The following is a 16,194-nucleotide window of genomic DNA, read 5'->3' as shown; positions in this document are numbered from 1 at the left end:
GATGCTCCGTTCAGGGCTTTTGCGGCACACCGTCCGCGATGTCATAATAGTCGCCCTTGTCGGCGGTGAAGATATGCTTTTCGAGCCTGAGCCCGGTTGGTTCGTCGAGCGCACCAAGCGCGAAGCTGATCGTGCCCTCGTCATGGGCGGTCCAGAACAGGGATGAACCGCAGCGTGGGCAGAAGCCGCGCTTGGCGGCTGGCGTCGCCTCGAACCACTGCACCGGGCCGTTGATCTCGACCTCGTCTTTCGGTGCATAGGCCGAGGCCCACAAATGCCCCGATTGCTTGCGGCACTGGCTGCAATGGCAGACCGAGGCACCCTCGGGGGTGGCGTGAACCGTGAAGGTGATATCGCCGCAGAGGCATCTTCCGGTGGTCATTTGCTGTCTCCTTGGTATCGGGGGAGGGCGTCGGGGATGGCGTAGTAATCGCCCTTGTGATCGCACCAGTAATGGCCCGAGAGGCGCAGGCCGGTCGGCGTGTCGAGCGCGGCCGAGGCCACCATGATTGTGGGGCCGTCATCGGGGCGCCAGAACAGTGTCGAGCCGCAGACCTTGCAAAAACCGCGGCTGGCGATGTCGCTGGCGCGGAACCACTTGAGGTTGGTGTCGCCGGTGACGTGCAGGGCGAATTTGGGGGCGGGAACGGCGCTGAAGTAATGGCCCGATTGCTGGCGGCACTGCTCGCAATGGCAGGCGATCGGGTCTTTGAGCGGGGCGTCAATGGTCAGGCCGATGGCGCCACAGAGGCAAGATCCGTGAAACATCACGACCCTCCCGCCGGTGCCGTGGCGCTGCCAAGCGCGATGCCGTAAAGGATGAAGCAGACCGCCATCGCGCGGCGCAGCCAGATGTTGAACACCGCGCCAAGAGCGGCGCGACCCAGTCCCGCGCCAAGCGCGGTGAAGGAGGTATAGCTGATCGCGGTGATGCTGAGGGCGGTGGGGAAGATCACCCACATCTGGGTCCAGATCGGCACATCGGGCTGCACGAACTGGCTGAAGGCGGCAAGGTAGCCTGCAACGCTCTTGGGGTTGATGGTTGCAATCATGAAGGCGCGCCAGAAGATCGAACCGCGCGCGGTTTCCTCGGCCCGGATCGGCCGCCGTGCCATGATCCAGCCCCGCACGCCCAGCCAGATAAGCACCCCCGCGCCCAGCAGTTTGGCAGCGGTGAACGCCGCCGGAGAGGCGGCGATGAGGGCGGTGATGCCCGCCGCCGACAGCGCCAGGAACAGCGTCGCCTGCAGCAGGATGGCGGCCACGCACCAAAGCCCGCGGCGAAAGCCATGGCCCATGCCGGTGCGGATGCAATTCAAGTGGTTTGGCCCCGGCGTAGTCACGAAGATCACCCAGAACAGCGCGAAAACGGTCCAGGCGTCCCAGCTCATGGCGGCCTCAATAGACCGGCGGGGCGATCGCCCAGATCGCCACGGCCGGTTCGTCATAGGGGTTGATCCAGGCAAAGGGCTCTTCGCGGATGCGGAAGCTGTCGCCCGGATGGATGGTGAAGGTGTCGTTGCCGATCTCGAGGTCTAGCTTGCCGGACAGAAGATAGCCCACCTCCTGCGTGGGGCGGGTGACGGTTTCGCCAATGCGGCTATGGGGTTCGAAGGTGCAGTGGACCATCTCGAAATCGTCGGTGAGGTCGGGCGAGAGCAGCTCTTCGATCAGCCCAGCGGCGCCCGAACCGATCCGCCGGCGCGCGCCCTGGCGCACCACATGGCCGGCCTCATGCGCCGGGGCAGTGGGCTGGCCGAACAGCATCGAGACGGGAACGCCAAGCGCGGCGGCGATATGGCGCAAATCTGTGATGGAGGGGTCCGAAAGGTCGCGCTCCACCTGGCTGAGCCAACCGACCGAGCGATCGAGCTGCTCGGCCATCTCCGACAGGGTCAGGCCACGTGCCTTGCGCAGGGTGCGCAGGTCGGCGCCAAGCGTCGGGGGGCGGTCGGGATTGGATTGGTGCATCGCTGCGCGCGTCCCCGTGAAAATTTTGGCTACAATTTCACGGTGGGATGATTCCGTGAAAAAATCAAACAAAATTTCACTTGAGTTGTGGGGCGCTCGCTGGCTGGAATAATTACTGAACTATTTCAAAATCTTACGATCTGCAGAAAACATCATTCAATATCCGCGCAAGCCCCGTCGCGTCGGACTGATCGAAGGCGGCGGGCTGGTCGCTGTCAATATCGAGCACCGCGATCAGCTGCCGTTCCGCATCACAGACCGGCAAGACGATCTCGGAGCGGGTCGAACTGGCGCAGGCGATATGGCCCGGAAAGGCATCGACATCATCGACAAGCTGCACCGTGCCGCTACTGGCCGCCGCACCGCAGACCCCGCGCGAAAACGGGATCACCAGACAGCCATGCGTGCCCTGGTAGGGGCCGATCCTGAGCATCCCCGGCTCGGTGACGCGATAAAAACCCGTCCAGTCGAAGCGGTCATCTGCGTGATGCAATTCGCAAACGACTGTCGCCATCAGGGAAATGACGTCGGTTTCGTCGCTGGTCAGCGAAGCGATGGTTTTCAGTGTGCTGTCATAATCAATGCGCATGACCGATGTCTTGCCACAGCGTGCGCTGCCGCGCCAGAGGGGTGTGGCACCGGGCGCGGTGCTGGTGTAATGGGCGGCGCATGGAGAGCGAATACAACCCGCCGCAGGACCCTCTGGAGGTACTGCACGAGGACCATGAGATCCTTGTGCTCAACAAGCCCGCCGGCCTGTTGAGCGTGCCGGGCAAGGGCGCGCATCTGGCCGATTGTCTGCTGGCGCGCGCGCAGGAGGCGTTCCCGACCGCGTTGTTGGTGCATCGGCTGGACCGGGACACATCGGGCGTGATGGTATTTGGCCTCAGCCCGCATGCACAACGACACCTGGGGCTGCAATTCGAAAAGCGCCAGGTAAAAAAGACATATATCGCAAGGGTTTGGGGGAAGCTTTCGCCCAAGTCCGGCATTGTGGACCTGCCGCTCATAGTCGATTGGCCGAACCGCCCGCGCCAAAAAGTCTGCCACGAGACCGGCCGCGAAGCGGTGACCGACTGGCGGGTCCTGCGCCAGAACGCGGACGAAAGCCGCGTTCGCCTGATGCCGCGCACCGGGCGCAGCCATCAGTTGCGGGTGCATATGCTGGCGATGGGGCATCCCATCCTGGGCGATCCGCTTTACGCCACGGGCTTGGCGGCTCAACATCCGCGTTTGATGCTGCATTCCGAGGAGTTACGCCTGCGCCATCCGGATGGGGGTGCGGGGATGCGGTTTCGGGCCAAACCGCCGTTTTGAACGGCAGCTCAGCGTAAGCCACTGTAAAGAAACAAAAACAGATTTCGGTATCGCATCTGCATCACGTCGGTATCGCGTCGGTATTGCGGGCGGCGATGTGCCGGGCCAGCCGGGTGGTCGGGTGCCTCCGGCGGGAGTATTTCGGGCAAGATGAAGCCTCAGTTTCATCCGGGTAATCGGCCGGGGTTGTCCTGGACCGGCTCAGTCCTTGATATCGAGCCAGCCCATCTTGGCGGCGATTCCGCCAAGGTAGTGCGCGCCGGCGACTGTGAGGTGGTTGTTGTCGTAATAGATCTTGCGCCCTTCGGGTGTGATGAGCGGGCAACGGCGGGCCTCGGCGTCGCATTGATAATCCTGCTTCGCAAGGAAGCGGATGTCGTGGCGCGCGGCGATTTCCGTCAGAGCGGCATTCACGGGTGTGATCATTTCCTCCCAGAGCAGATCGAAATACCGGCGCTCGTAGGTCGGGAGCGTCTGTGGTGTCCCGCCCTCGAGGAAATATTCATCAGCCGCCGTCAGGTATGTCTCGCGCAGATGCAGTTTCAGGAAATGGTCAGAGCCGTCCAAATCGATCTTAGGGAATCCGTAGAGATTGCCAAGGGAGGCCAGCACCACGTCTTTGCCGTCCGCCTTGAGCCGCTGGATGTATCTTTCAAGGCAGTCGAGCTGAGCTTTGATGACACGGAACCTCTCGGAGATCAGCACGATTTCAGCGGTTTCGTATTCAGCGCTTCGGAACAGGCGCGCCGCTTTGGCGTGATCGTCCAGAAAACAGCTGTTGTCGGATGGCGTGACCGTGAAAGGCCGCCGGAGGAATGTCATGTCCGGATAGCTTTCAGCATGCTGGACGATCATGCTGTAAGTATCCATCGAGTGACTGTCGCCGGTGATCAGGATACGGGTGCGGTCGGGGCTAGTCCAGTTACGGGGTCGGGCCAGGGCCACCCGGCTTTCCGCCTGCAGCAGCGTATTGTCGATTTCCGCATCGCCATAGAGCGCATAGACCTTTTGAAACCGTGCATTGAGCCCATTGGTCGACATGGCCAGGACGGCCAGCGCCAAGGATGGCAGGGCCAGTGCGGTCATTATGCCCGCGGCCTTGCCGAAGGACAGTGATTGGCGGCGGCGCAGCGGCGTTTCCACAAGGAAATACGAGGCTGTGGCCAGCACGAATGTCAGAACAACCCAGCTCAGCCGCCGCGCGTTGGAGGCACCTTCGGCGATGATCTCGCCGAAGACGAAGATCGGGAAGTGCCAGACATAAAGCCCATAGGAGATGAGGCCGATCCCGACGAACACCTTGCTGGACAGGAGGCGGGAGCCTGCGTCCTGCGACGAGCCGAAGCGGATCACCAGCATGGTGCCGACCACAGGCAGAAGGGTGAGCAGCGAGGGATGGCGGGTGGCTTCATCGAAGACCACGCAGCTGAGCAGGATCATCGCGATTCCGAGGGACGGCATGATCCGGGCAAGCGCACCATGCGTGGCGCGGCCAGTATTGCGTTCAGCCACGGCGAGGATCACGCCTGCGAGCATTTCCCAGAACCGTGTGGGCAGCATGTAGAAGGCAAAGCTGGGATGGCTGCGCGCGGTCACATGAGCAAGCGCCAGAGAGGCGGCGAAAAGCAGGGCGAGAATGGCGAGCACGATACGTGAATCGCGTTTGTGCAGCACGATCAGAAGGAAGGGCGTGACGAGATAGAACTGCTCTTCCACGGCAAGGGACCATGTATGCAGCAGGGGTTTCAGGCTGCTTTCGACCGCCCAGTAGGGATCCTGCGACCAGAACAGGATGTTCGAGCTGAAGAAGATTGAGGTCAGGACCGACAGGCCGAATTCCTCGGTCGCGCGCGGCATCAGCCAGAAATAGGCGAAGGGCGTCGAAGCGAGAAGGACAAGCAGAAGCACCGGGAGGATGCGGCGGATGCGTCTTTCATAGAAATCCGCAAACGAGAAGCGGCCACGGTCGAGATCGTTCATGATCAGGCGTGAGATGAGGTAGCCGGAGATCACGAAGAACACGTCCACCCCGATGAAGCCGCCCGGCAAAAGCGAATGGTCGAACAGAACGAAATCGGCATGGAAGAGGATGACGCTGAGGACAGCGATTGTCCGAAGGCCGTCGACTTCGGGGCGGTAAAGGCTTGAACTCGTCATGTTACATGCGTCGCTATGTGGTTTGGAGCGACGTCGACTGTCGCGATTGAGCGGGGCAGCGAAGCCGCGTCAAGGGCGGCAGCGATCTTCGAGTGCTCGCTGGATCTAGGAAATTCGCGTGGGTCTGTAAATGCTGTTCAGCAGAATGGCGCCCCGAATGCGGGTTTCGCCTGAGCGACCTGGGGCGGGGTTTGTGGGGGTGCGGTTTGGGGGCAAGCCGAAATGTTGAGCAGCGAATCTGCTCAACAAACTGATTAACATGGAAAAACGCCTTCGGCATGGCGTCTGTATCACGTCGGTATCGCGTCGGTGTCCGGGCCGGCATCGCGCCTGGTTGAGGGGGCGGGCGCATCGTGGATGGGCGGATCAATTCTTTCTATCATGCTAATATTGTGATAACTGAGTTCTGAATTCAATTTTCAGGCAGAAGCAATATGACCAAAAACCCGCTCGGCGAGATCCTGTTCAAAGTTGCGATCGTCTCGGACACGCATGTGAATGAAAAAGAGGATTTCTCGGCCTCGCCTTACCCGGCCAACGCGGAGGCGAACCCGCGGGCGCGGCATGTCTTCTCGCAGGTCAACCAGATCGCGCCGGAATTGACGATTCATCTGGGCGACATGGTGAACCCCGTGCCGGAACTCGAGAGTTACGGGCCGGCGGCGGATAATTTCCATGCGATTGCCGCAGATCTGAAGGCGCCGATCCACCTGGTGCCGGGGAATCACGACATCGGGGACAAACCCGTGAAATGGATGCCCGCAGGCATGGTGAACAGCGACTTCATCGCGCTTTATCGCAAGCATTTCGGTAAGGACTATTATGCGGTCGTCAGCAATGGCTGCCATTTCGTGATCGTCAACGCGCCTTTGATGAACTCAGGCGATCCAGCCGAGGCCGAGCAGGCCGCGTGGCTTGAAGGTTACCTGGCGAAGCACCAGGGCGAGCGGATCTTCGTCTTCAGCCATTACCCGCCCTATATCAGCGACCCCGATGAACCCGGCAGCTATGACAATATCGAGGAACCTGCGCGCAGCTGGTTCCTGGACCTCATCCGGACATACAAGCCAGAGGCCCTGTTCAGTGCGCATGTCCATAATTTCTGGTATGACGAGATCGGGGAAACGGCATATTACATCACCCCGTCCACCTGTTTCGTGCGTCACGATTATTCAGAGATGTACCGAATAGATGGCGGCGATCAGAAGGGGCGCAACGATGCCGCGAAGCTGGGTTTCCTGACATTGGAAATCCGCGAGAACGGGCATGTCGCGAAGTATCATCGCAGCTATGGCGCGACGCTTGCGCCGAAGGGCGGGGCGGCCAGGCCGGTCGCGCCGCGCCCGCATGTCAAGACGGGCGGTCTGAGCCATGCTTTCGTGGATATGCGCCACGCCTGGGCCGAGGAACTGGTGGTTGCCCCGTCCGGTGCCGTCGACGAGTTTCGCCGCAAGCGGGCGCGCAACGATTACCCGTTGATGGCGATGTGGGAAATGGGGCTCAAGGGTCTGCGGGTTCCGATTCAGGACCTGGCTGATCCGCGCATCCGCCGCCGCATGGAGATCATGGTGGGGCTTGGCCATCTATTCCAAGTCTACCTTTACGGAATGCCGGATGAGGCCGAAAGGGCGCTTCTGGTCCGGCATGGCGGCCTGTTGGACCGCCTTGAACTGGTCCTGAACTGGGAAGAGGCCGACGAACTTGCGAAGGATATCCTGGCACTGAAGGCCGAGGCCGATCTGCGGATCATCCTTTCGAGGGTCAATCGCAAGGACGGCGCCAAGCATACCGGAGCGCGTTTCAATCACTTGATCAGCCACGGTTTCACGCTGGCCGAGAGTGACGAGCTTGACGCCTTCATGCGCCAGCATCCCGATCTGATCGATGGTGCGCAGTTCACCATTGCGCGCAGCGTCTCGTCCTGGTCAACGGCCCGCAGCCTTTCCGGCTTTGCGGCGCAGACAGGCTGCGCGCCGGTGCTTTACGCGAAATCCACCGAGGCCAGCCCGGCGGAAGAATTCAATGACCCGGTCGAGAATGCGAAACGCTTCGCGGAAACGACCTTGGCGGGGATTGGTTTTGGCATCGATGTCGTCCTCGACACGATGGACGATGCCGATCGCGGGTATTTCACGCGCACCGGCCTGGTCGATCGCCGGTTCAATCCGAGGCTGGCCGGGGAGCTGATCTCGGCTATTGCGCTGGAAACCGTCGAGGGCGGCTGGACGGCTGCATCCGGTGACAGCCCGGTTCTTGAAAAGGCGGGGCAGCGTCTTTGGGTGGGAGAGGCGTGCGAGGCTTCGGATGGCGATTGGATCTGCCCGCGTAGCGGCTTGCGCGCGGCGCCGGGCGATACCCCGCAAACCGAATTGATCCTGCGGATCGGGTCCGGCGCGGGCTGATTTCTGATCGGGCCGCCCGGATTTATCCGGGCGGCACGTGCATTTGGCGGCTCAGTTCTCTGAGATAAGCAGGCAATCCACGGCGATCACGCCGTCTGGCCCGGCCAGGACCGGGTTCAGGTCCAGCTCTTCAAGCCAGTCTGCCGATGCGGCCCCAAAGCGCGACACGGCGCTGATCATCCGGCAGAGCGCCGCGCGGTCGACGGGCGGTGCGCCACGCACGCCATCGAGCATCACCTTCCCTTTCAGCTTGTCGAGCATCCGCGACGCCTCGGCCTCGGTGACGGGGGCGCGGTTGAAGACCACGTCCTTTTGCACCTCGATCAGGATGCCGCCCATGCCCACCATGACGACGGGACCGAAGCCGGGATCCCGGCGCAGGCCGATCACCATTTCGACCGTGCCGCTGCCCATTTCCTGAACGATGACACCGTCGATACGGGCCTGGGGCGCGGCCTTGGCCGCGCGTCCGGTGATGCGTTCGTAGGCGGCGCGCAGGCTTTCGGCATCCTTGAGCCCGATCTCGACGCCGCCGATCTCGGTCTTGTGGAGGATGTCCGGCGACTCGATCTTGAGCGCGACGGGCCAGCCGATCCGCTCGGCATGTTCGATCGCCTGCTCGCATGTGGTTGCAAGCCCTACACGGGCCACCGGCACGCCGGCATCATGAAGAAGGCTGACGGATTTCTCAGTGGGGACGAAGCCGGGGCCGGGCGCGGGCAGGGCGGGGGGATCGGATGGTGCGGCTGTATCGGCGAGGCGGGCCTGTCGGGCCTCTTCCCAGTCGACCAGCGCCGCGATTGCATCGATGGTCGGCTCGGCCCCGCGCAGGGCGCAGATGCCGAGTTCGCGCAGCGCGCGCAGGCCTTCTTCGGGTGCGGCGACCCAGGAGACCACGAAGGGCTTGTCGGTCTCTTCCTTCAGTTCGCGGAATGTCCGGGTGAGGGTGTCGACGAAGCCATCCATGAGCTGCAACCAGACGGCGGCCACATGCACATTGGGATCGTCCAGCACCGCCTTCACGCTTTCCTTGAGCATCGAAGGATCGGCGATGAATTGCGCCGTGACATCCACCGGGTTCCCGGCGGCGCCGAAGGCGGGCAGGATATCGCGCAGGCGCGCAACCGTTTCTTCGGAGAGTTGCGGCACGTTCAGGCCGACCTCTTCGGCGCGGTCGCTCATCAGGACACCCGCGCCGCCGGACTGGGTGACGATACCGACGCCGCGACCCGCCGGGCAGGCGGTGGTCGTGGACATGTCCACGATGTCGAGCATGTGTTCCTCGTTGCGGGCGCGGATCACGCCGTGCTGGCGCGCGATGCCGTCGAAAACCGCGTCTTCGCCGGCAAGTGCCCCGGTATGGGATGATGCGGCCCGTGCGCCGGATGCGGTGCGCCCGACCTTCGTGACAACCAGCGGTTTGCCCAGTTCCATCGCGCGGCGTGCGACCGAAACGAAGCCGGGGCCGTCGGTGATTCCCTCGATATAGCCCGCGAGCGTGGTGATGCGCGGGTCTTCGACGATACGGCCGAGGCAATCCGCGAAGGTCACGTCGGTCTCGTTCCCGGTATTCGCGAAGTAGCCAAGGCCAAGCCCGCGCTTGCGCGCCAGTGCCGCGATGGCGGTGCCGAATGCGCCCGACTGCGTGACAAAGCCGACCGGGCCCGGATTGGTGCTGCCCATGCCGTATTGCGTGAAGGTGGCGAAGGCCCCCTCGAACGCGTTGATCACCCCCAGCGTGTTCGGACCGCAGAGCCGCATTCCGTGGCGCCTTGCGATTTCGACCACCTGCCGCTCTTTTTCGAGGCCTTCCTCGCCCATTTCGCCGAAGCCCGAGCTGAAGACAATGACCGCACGGACACCGGCCTTGCCGGCGGCTTCGAGCTGCTCGGGAACGACCTTTGCCGGAACGGAGATGACGGCAAGTTCGGGGGCCTCGCCGATATCGCCGATCGCGGCGAAGCAACGGTGGCCGCCGACCTCCTCGTATTTCGGGTTCACGGGGAAGATCTTACCGTTGTAGCCCTTTTCCAGCAGGAATTTCATCACCCGGCCATTGAGCTTGTTGAAGTCGCTTGAGACGCCGACGATGGCGATGGATCTAGGTGAGAGCAGGCAGTCGAGGGCGTCGCGCCCGTTGCAGTCCTTCATGCGTTCGTTTCCTTATCTTCCGTGCTGCTTCCAGTATGCCCCGAACAGCTCTTCCTCTGGTGGCTGATCCAGCGGAATGGTTCGCACGAGGTGGGTGACATTCATGAAATGACGGGCGTTGAGGTTCTCGGTGATCGAGTTGCCGGCCCAGGTCCCGCCGCCCATCGAGAGGGTGAATTCGAGCGCGTTGTCGAAGCTGCCGCCATTGCCCATGGTGTGCGCCTGATTGACCAGGACGCGCACGACATCGATGGATTCGGCCAGTTGTTCGGCATGTGCAGGGGTGTTGGTGTGAATACCGATGGAATGGCCCTTGCCGCAGACGTCGAGGATCGTATCGAGCTGCGCCTTGGCGTCGTCGATGTCGCGCACACGGTAGACCGTCAGCACCAGAGACAGCTTTTCGTCGGTGAACGGGCTGTCGGGGTCGGGCCGGTCTTCCTCGACCATGAAGAAGCGTGCGCCCTGCGCCTCGGGGCCGAGTTCAAAGATGTCCCTGAGCGTGTCGGCGTCCTTGGCGATGACCTGGCGGTTCAGCTTGCCGTCTGTCCAGAGCCTTTCGCGGATGCGCTCTTTCTCTTCGCGCGAACAGAGATGGCCACCCGCCCGGCGCAGCGCGGCGATGGCGTCATCATAGACGGAGTCGTGGATCAGGAGCGAGTTCTCGGAGGAACAGGAGGTGGCGTTGTCGAAGGTCTTGGAGCGGCAGATCTTGACCGCGGCATCGTCAAGATCCGCATCCGCGTCGATGACGACGGGGACGTTCCCTGCGCCGACCCCGATGGCTGGCGTTCCCGAGGAATAGGCGCGCCGCACGTTGTTCTGCGAGCCGGTCACGACGACGAGGTCGGCCTGTTCCATCAGTTCCTGCGTCAGAGCCTTGTTGACGGGCTTTGGAAGGATCTGCACCAGATCCGCCGGATAGCCGCATTTCTCGAGTTCCGCGCGCATATAATCCACGGCAGCCGAGGTCGCGCCCCATCCGGACGGAGAGGGCGCGATGATGACAGCGTTGCGGCTCTTGATTGCGAACATGGCCTTGTTGACGGGCGTGGCCGTCGGGTTGGTGGAAGGCGTCACGGCAGCGACGACCCCCACCGGCTTGGCGTATTTCACCATGCCTTTCGCGGGCATGTCCTCGATCACGCCGACGCTTCGCACGCGGCTGAGGTCGCGCAGGCATCCGAAGGTCTTGCGCTGGTTCTTGACGATCTTGCTTTCGATATCGCCAAGGCCGGTCTGCGCCACGGCCATTTCGGCCAAGGCTCTTGCGCGGCCGGGTTCATAGATCGCCCAGGCCAGGGCGGTGACGGCCTCGTCGGCCTGTGCCTGCGTCGCGTCTGCGAACTGCGCCATCGCGTTGCGGGCTTTTTCGACAAGGCCCTGTATCGTCGTTCGCGGTTCTGTTGAAGTCATGTTGAGATCCTTCCTGTCAGCCGGCGAAGGCGCGAATGCCTGTCTGCGCGGCGCCCAGCACCAGCGAGTGAATGTCGTACGTGCCCTCAAGCGTGTTCTCGACCTCGAGATTCAGCATGTGGCGGACGACGTGATATTCGTCGGATATGCCGTTGCCGCCATGCATGTCCCGGGCTGTCCGGCATATTTCAAGCGCCTTGCGGGCCGCGTTGCGTTTGACGAGCGAGAACATTTCCGGGGTTGCGCGGCCTTCGTCCTGCAGCCGACTGAGCCGCAGGGTCGCGTGCAGTGAAAGCGCGATCTCGCTTTGCATTTCGGCGAGCTTCGCCTGCACCAATTGGCTTGCGGCGAGCGGGCGCCCGAACTGATGGCGTTCCAGGACATAGTCGCGGGAGGCCTGCCAGCAGAACTCGGCTGCCCCCATCGCGCCCCAGCAGATCGCCAGACGTGCGCGGTTCAGGCAGGTGAGCGGTGCTGACAGCCCTTTTGCCGAGGGCAGAACCTGGTCTTGCGGGACGAAGACATCGTCCATGAAGATTTCGCCGGTCGGTGAGGCCCGGACAGAGAACTTGCCCTCGATCTTGCGCGTCTCGAGGCCGCTTTGCCCACGTTCGAGGATGAAGCCGCGCACGGTCCCCTCGTCGTCGCGCGCCCAGACCACGAAGACATCCGCGATGGAGGCATGCGTGATCCAGACCTTGTTGCCGCTCAGACGATAGCCGCCATCCACCGTGCGGGCGCGGGCGCGCATGCGCGACGGATCCGATCCGGCATCGGGTTCGGTCAGGCCGAAACAGCCGATGCGTTCCCCGCGCGCCATTGGCGGCAGGTATTTCTGCTTCTGCTCCTCGCTGCCGAAGAGGTGGATCGGCGTCATCGCCAGACCGCCCTGCACACCACAAGCCGAACGGAAGGCGGCGTCGACGCGTTCCAGTTCGCGCGCGACGAGGCCATAGGCGGTATAGCTGGCCCCGGCGCAGCCGTAACCTTCGATCTGCATGCCGAGGAAACCCATGTCGCCGAGTTCGCGCATGATATCGGGGTCGAAGGTTTCGTGCCGGTGCCAGTCACGGATCAGCGGCATGAGCCGTTTTTGCGCGAAGTCGCGGGCCGCGTCGCGGATCATCCGCTCTTCCTCGTCGAGGAGGTCCTCGATGAACAGCGGATCGCGCCAATCGAAGTCAGGTTTTCGCCTATCGGACATCAGAACACTTCCATGACGATCGCGATGCCCTGGCCCATGCCGATGCACATGGTGGCCAGCGCATATTTCCCGCCGCGGCGCTTGGTTTCGTGGATGGCCGTCAGGGCAATGCGCGGGCCTGAGGCGCCGAGGGGATGGCCAAGCGCAATGGCGCCGCCATTCGGGTTCACCCGGTCATCCCCGTCCGCGATATCGAGGCCCTTCATGCAGGCGAGAACCTGGGCGGCGAAGGCCTCGTTGATCTCGATCACCGCCATATCCGACAGTGAAAGCCCGGCGCGCTCCAGCGCCAGACTGGAGGCCGGAACCGGGCCGTAGCCCATCGTCCTCGGGGGGACGCCTGCCACGCCGCTGGCAAGGATGCGGGCAATGGGCTCGCGGCCGATCTTGTCGCCCGCGGCACGGCTGCCCATCATCAGCGCCACCGCGCCGTCGTTGAGGCCAGAGGCGCTGCCGGCGGTGGTGACGCCGTCGGGGTTCAGGGCGCGGAGCCGCGAGAGCCCCTCGAGGTCCGTCTTGGGGCGGGGGTGTTCATCGGTATCCACGGTGATGTCATCGCGCCCGCGACCGCCGGGAACGGAAACCGGGGTGATCTCGTCGGCGAACAGGTTGTTTTCGTGCGCGCGGGCCCAACCTTGCTGTGAGCGCAGCGCGAACGCGTCGCTTTCTTCGCGGCTGATCCCGTGTTCCTGCGCGAGATTGTCGGCGGTCTGGGGCATCGAGTCGCTTCCGAATTCCTTTTCCAGTTGCGGGTTCGGGAAGCGCGCGCCAACGGCGCTGTCATACCAGTCGAGCTGACGGGCGAAGGGCCTGGCGTGTTTGGCGATCACGAAGGGCGAGCGGCTCATGCTTTCGACGCCGCCCGAGATCACCACATCACCCTCGCCGCAGGTCAGTGCGTGCGCGGCCGAGATCATGGCGCCCAACCCGCTGCCGCAGTTGCGCTGGATCACGGTGCCTGGCACTTCGATGGGCAGTCCGGCGCGCAATGCGGCGTGGCGCGCGACGCAGCGGCTGTCTTCGCCGGCCTGGTTCCCGCAGCCGATGATGACGTCATCGATGGCGCTTCCGTCCAGTTGCGAGCGGTTCATGAGCGGCCGGATCACCTCGGCAAGAAGGTCATCGGGCCGGATGCCGGACAGCGCGCCGCCCGAGCGTCCGAAGGGGCTGCGCAGGCCGTCATAGATATAGGCATCGAGCATGGTTCATTCCTTTCGATAGGCGTCGTTTTCTTATGTCTTTGCGTCAGGGGGCGACTTAGCTGTGCGTCGGGGTCTCTGGCGTTTTCGCCGAAAGACCGAGCGCGGCGCGCCGGCGCAGCCACGGACCGGTCCTGTAGCGGGGATCACCGGTGCAGGTGCTCATCCCTTCGAGGATTTTCAGAACGCGGGCGATCCCGAGCTTGTCAGCGAACTCGAGCGGGCCGTTGGGGTAGTTAAGGCCGAGTTTCACGGCGCGGTCGATATCGTCGGGCGTCGCTATTCTGTTCTGGGCCACGCCGGAGCCGATCGCGGTAATCATCGCCACGATGCGTTGCGCAACGAAGCCGGGGCTGTCCTGAATAGGTGTGACGGGGGTTCCGTCGCTGGTCAGCATCGCATGTGTTTTCGTCATCACCTCGGGGCGGGTCACGATGGTTTTCATGGCCGTGCGACGGCCTGCGAAGCCGAACAACGGGTCGATGGCGACGGTGCGTTCCGGATCAAGCCCGGCCTGCGCCGCATGGGTGCTGGCGTCCGTTCCCAGCGGGGCGATGAGAATGATGGACTCGTCGCCCGGCTGCGCGCCTTCATCGAGTTCGGCGCCTGATGAGCGAACGATCTCTTGCAGGGCGGCGCAATCTTCGCCGGGTTCCACCCAGAACATGCCGCCCTCGAATGGCGGGGCGTCGGGCTCTTCGGGGCGCTGCTGCTTGCCCTCGAGGTAGGTGTAGTGGCCCTGTTGCGTCTTGCGCCCGAGCAGACCTGCCTGCATGCGCTGCCCCATCAGCATGGCGGGGCGGAAGCGCGGTTCATGGTAGGACTGTTCATAGATTTCGATGGTTGCGGGATGCGTCACATCCAGCGCTGTCAGGTCGAGGAGTTCGAAAGGCCCCATGCGGAAACCCGCGGCTTCGCGCATGATCCGATCCACCGAGGCGAAATCCGTGACACCCTCGGCCACCAGATTGGTGGCCTCCAGCGTGTAACCCCGCCCAACCTGGTTCACCAGGAAACCGGGCGCGTCGGCGACGCGAACCGGGGTCCGGCCCATGACCTTGCCGAGGGCCACGAGCCTGTCGATCACCTTCTGGTCGGTTCTGATCCCGGCGATCACTTCCACCAGCGGCATCAGCGGCACCGGATTGAAGAAATGGAAGCCCGCGACCCTTTCGGGGTGGTCACAAGCGGCCGCGAGACGGGTTATCGACAGCGACGAGGTATTGCTTGCGAGGATGCAGTCGGGCCGTGTCGCCTCTTCAAGAGCGCTGAACACCTTGGACTTGAGCTCGATATCCTCGCTCACCGCCTCGATGACGACGTCGGCGTCGGCAAAGGCGGCAAGATCATCGGCTGCGGCCAGCCGGCTCTTGGCGGCTTCGGCATCTTCGGACTCCATCCGGCCTTTCTCGACCGCGCGGTCCAGCATCCCCCCGATGAACGCGATGGCTTCGGCTGTGGCCTCGGAGCGGGCATCGTAAAGCAGAACGCTGCAGCCTCCGGCTGCCGCAACCTGTGCGATGCCGCGTCCCATGGCGCCTGCGCCCACGATCCCTATGCGTGAGGTTCCGTTGTCACCCATCGTTATTTTCCTTTGAATTCAGGCTTTCGTTTCTCGATGAAGGCCGTCATGCCCTCTGTCTTGTCCTCGGTGTCGAACAGGGTGTCGAAGGTCCGCCGTTCGAGCATCAGACCGGCCTCGAGCGAGGAATCCTGGCCGGCAAGCACGACTTCCTTGATGCGGCGCACGGCGAGTGGCGGCATGGCCGCGATCTGGTCGGCCATTTCCAGTGCCCTGTCGAGCACATCCGCGTCGGGCACGCATTCGCTCGCGAGGCCCATATCGAACGCCTCGCGCCCCGATATAGGATCTCCCGTCAGCATCATCTTCATCGCCTTGAACTTGCCGATCGCTCTTGGAAGGCGCTGCGTCCCGCCTCCGCCGGGCATGATGCCGACCTTGATCTCGGGCTGACCGAATTTCGCATTTTCACCGGCGATGATGATGTCGGCATGCATTGCAAGTTCGCATCCGCCGCCAAAGGCAACGCCTCGAACCGCAGCGATGAACGGAATGGGGCATTGGGCGATGACCTGCCACATCCGGCGCACGTTGCTGCGGGTGATTTCGGCGGTGCCCATCCGGGCCATCGCCTTGATGTCAGCCCCGGCGACAAAGGCGCGTTCATCGCCTGTCACGACGACGCATCGTGCGTCGGGGTCATCGTAGAGGGCTGCGAATCGGTCGGTCAGGGCCTTGCGAAGCTCGGTGCTGAGAGCATTGCGCGAATCGGGACGGTTCAGTTGCAGAAGCACCGTCCCGGTCTCGCGGCGCTCTTCGAGAATCAGATCTGACATAAAGCCTCTTCCCAAAGTG

General features: G+C 63.1%; 14 protein-coding genes. 2 read left to right on the top strand and 12 right to left on the bottom strand.

The annotated features are described in order from the left end of the window. Window positions 1-10: 10 nt before the first annotated feature. From ROH8110_RS16190 to msrC, 5 genes are all read right to left on the bottom strand, one after another. The gene (locus ROH8110_RS16190; protein WP_085818789.1) at window positions 11-382 is read right to left on the bottom strand and encodes a GFA family protein; all 372 of its coding nucleotides are present in this window, start codon (window positions 380-382) and stop codon (window positions 11-13) included. Next, window positions 379-768 (bottom strand): GFA family protein, encoded by a 390-nt coding sequence (locus ROH8110_RS16185; RefSeq protein ID WP_085818788.1) that lies wholly within the window; start codon window positions 766-768, stop codon window positions 379-381. The genes ROH8110_RS16190 and ROH8110_RS16185 overlap by 4 nt, the downstream gene beginning before the upstream one ends. Beyond that, window positions 768-1,391: a LysE family translocator gene (locus ROH8110_RS16180; protein ID WP_085818787.1), complete on the bottom strand. Its 624-nt coding sequence runs from the start codon at window positions 1,389-1,391 to the stop codon at window positions 768-770. The genes ROH8110_RS16185 and ROH8110_RS16180 overlap by 1 nt, the downstream gene beginning before the upstream one ends. A 7-nt stretch (window positions 1,392-1,398) precedes the next feature. Beyond that, a complete protein-coding gene (locus ROH8110_RS16175; protein ID WP_085818786.1) occupies window positions 1,399-1,971 on the bottom strand; it encodes a helix-turn-helix domain-containing protein in 573 nt (190 codons plus the stop codon). A gap of 133 nt (window positions 1,972-2,104) precedes the next feature. Further along, complete coding sequence (gene msrC / locus ROH8110_RS16170) at window positions 2,105-2,560, bottom strand: free L-methionine (R)-S-oxide reductase MsrC (protein WP_085818785.1); 456 nt, start codon at window positions 2,558-2,560, stop codon at window positions 2,105-2,107. A gap of 80 nt (window positions 2,561-2,640) precedes the next feature. Between msrC and ROH8110_RS16165 the strand changes: the two genes are divergently transcribed. Continuing rightward, window positions 2,641-3,288: an RluA family pseudouridine synthase gene (locus ROH8110_RS16165; protein ID WP_085818784.1), complete on the top strand. Its 648-nt coding sequence runs from the start codon at window positions 2,641-2,643 to the stop codon at window positions 3,286-3,288. A gap of 201 nt (window positions 3,289-3,489) precedes the next feature. On the opposite strand, the gene ROH8110_RS16160 is transcribed toward ROH8110_RS16165, so the two are convergent. Next, entirely contained in the window at window positions 3,490-5,445 is a 1,956-nt protein-coding gene (locus tag ROH8110_RS16160; RefSeq protein ID WP_085818783.1) for an acyltransferase family protein, read from the bottom strand. A 434-nt stretch (window positions 5,446-5,879) separates the two neighbouring features. Between ROH8110_RS16160 and ROH8110_RS16155 the strand changes: the two genes are divergently transcribed. After that, window positions 5,880-7,847 carry a metallophosphoesterase family protein gene (locus tag ROH8110_RS16155; protein WP_085818782.1) on the top strand — a complete coding sequence of 656 codons (1,968 nt, stop codon included), beginning with the start codon at window positions 5,880-5,882 and terminating at the stop codon, window positions 7,845-7,847. A gap of 51 nt (window positions 7,848-7,898) precedes the next feature. On the opposite strand, the gene ROH8110_RS16150 is transcribed toward ROH8110_RS16155, so the two are convergent. The 6 genes from ROH8110_RS16150 to ROH8110_RS16125 are packed head-to-tail and all read right to left on the bottom strand — an operon-like array spanning window position 7,899 to window position 16,175. After that, window positions 7,899-9,998: an acetate--CoA ligase family protein gene (locus ROH8110_RS16150; protein WP_085818781.1), complete on the bottom strand. Its 2,100-nt coding sequence runs from the start codon at window positions 9,996-9,998 to the stop codon at window positions 7,899-7,901. 12 nt (window positions 9,999-10,010) lie between these two features. Beyond that, on the bottom strand, window positions 10,011-11,414 hold the full coding sequence (gene sauS / locus ROH8110_RS16145; RefSeq protein ID WP_085818780.1) for an acylating sulfoacetaldehyde dehydrogenase: 1,404 nt from the start codon (window positions 11,412-11,414) through the stop codon (window positions 10,011-10,013). A 16-nt stretch (window positions 11,415-11,430) separates the two neighbouring features. Further along, window positions 11,431-12,618 carry an acyl-CoA dehydrogenase gene (locus ROH8110_RS16140; RefSeq protein ID WP_085818779.1) on the bottom strand — a complete coding sequence of 396 codons (1,188 nt, stop codon included), beginning with the start codon at window positions 12,616-12,618 and terminating at the stop codon, window positions 11,431-11,433. Continuing rightward, window positions 12,618-13,820: an acetyl-CoA C-acyltransferase gene (locus tag ROH8110_RS16135; RefSeq protein WP_085818778.1), complete on the bottom strand. Its 1,203-nt coding sequence runs from the start codon at window positions 13,818-13,820 to the stop codon at window positions 12,618-12,620. Before ROH8110_RS16135 ends, ROH8110_RS16140 begins: the two co-directional genes overlap by 1 nt. Window positions 13,821-13,875: 55 nt before the next feature. After that, a complete protein-coding gene (locus ROH8110_RS16130) occupies window positions 13,876-15,399 on the bottom strand; it encodes a 3-hydroxyacyl-CoA dehydrogenase (protein ID WP_085818777.1) in 1,524 nt (507 codons plus the stop codon). Between the two features lie 2 nt (window positions 15,400-15,401). Further along, entirely contained in the window at window positions 15,402-16,175 is a 774-nt protein-coding gene (locus ROH8110_RS16125; RefSeq protein WP_085818776.1) for an enoyl-CoA hydratase-related protein, read from the bottom strand. Between the last annotated feature and the right edge of the window lie 19 nt (window positions 16,176-16,194).

Source organism: Roseovarius halotolerans, from assembly GCF_900172255.1.
Classification (GTDB): Bacteria; Pseudomonadota; Alphaproteobacteria; order Rhodobacterales; family Rhodobacteraceae; genus Roseovarius; species Roseovarius halotolerans.
The sequence above is the reverse complement of the archived record's forward strand: the minus strand, read 5'-3'. Positions and strand labels throughout refer to the sequence as shown.

Excerpts from the sequence above, each read along its gene's own strand:
- ROH8110_RS16150 (WP_085818781.1), bottom strand. The coding sequence starts at position 9,998 with ATGAAGGACTGCAACGGGCGCGACGCCCTCGACTGCCTGCTCTCACCT.
- ROH8110_RS16160 (WP_085818783.1), bottom strand. The coding sequence starts at position 5,445 with ATGACGAGTTCAAGCCTTTACCGCCCCGAAGTCGACGGCCTTCGGACA.
- ROH8110_RS16185 (WP_085818788.1), bottom strand. The coding sequence starts at position 768 with ATGTTTCACGGATCTTGCCTCTGTGGCGCCATCGGCCTGACCATTGAC.
- sauS (WP_085818780.1), bottom strand. The coding sequence starts at position 11,414 with ATGACTTCAACAGAACCGCGAACGACGATACAGGGCCTTGTCGAAAAA.
- ROH8110_RS16180 (WP_085818787.1), bottom strand. The coding sequence starts at position 1,391 with ATGAGCTGGGACGCCTGGACCGTTTTCGCGCTGTTCTGGGTGATCTTC.
- ROH8110_RS16135 (WP_085818778.1), bottom strand. The coding sequence starts at position 13,820 with ATGCTCGATGCCTATATCTATGACGGCCTGCGCAGCCCCTTCGGACGC.
- ROH8110_RS16140 (WP_085818779.1), bottom strand. The coding sequence starts at position 12,618 with ATGTCCGATAGGCGAAAACCTGACTTCGATTGGCGCGATCCGCTGTTC.
- ROH8110_RS16125 (WP_085818776.1), bottom strand. The coding sequence starts at position 16,175 with ATGTCAGATCTGATTCTCGAAGAGCGCCGCGAGACCGGGACGGTGCTT.
- msrC (WP_085818785.1), bottom strand. The coding sequence starts at position 2,560 with ATGCGCATTGATTATGACAGCACACTGAAAACCATCGCTTCGCTGACC.
- ROH8110_RS16190 (WP_085818789.1), bottom strand. The coding sequence starts at position 382 with ATGACCACCGGAAGATGCCTCTGCGGCGATATCACCTTCACGGTTCAC.
- ROH8110_RS16175 (WP_085818786.1), bottom strand. The coding sequence starts at position 1,971 with ATGCACCAATCCAATCCCGACCGCCCCCCGACGCTTGGCGCCGACCTG.
- ROH8110_RS16130 (WP_085818777.1), bottom strand. The coding sequence starts at position 15,399 with ATGGGTGACAACGGAACCTCACGCATAGGGATCGTGGGCGCAGGCGCC.
- ROH8110_RS16165 (WP_085818784.1), top strand. The coding sequence starts at position 2,641 with ATGGAGAGCGAATACAACCCGCCGCAGGACCCTCTGGAGGTACTGCAC.
- ROH8110_RS16155 (WP_085818782.1), top strand. The coding sequence starts at position 5,880 with ATGACCAAAAACCCGCTCGGCGAGATCCTGTTCAAAGTTGCGATCGTC.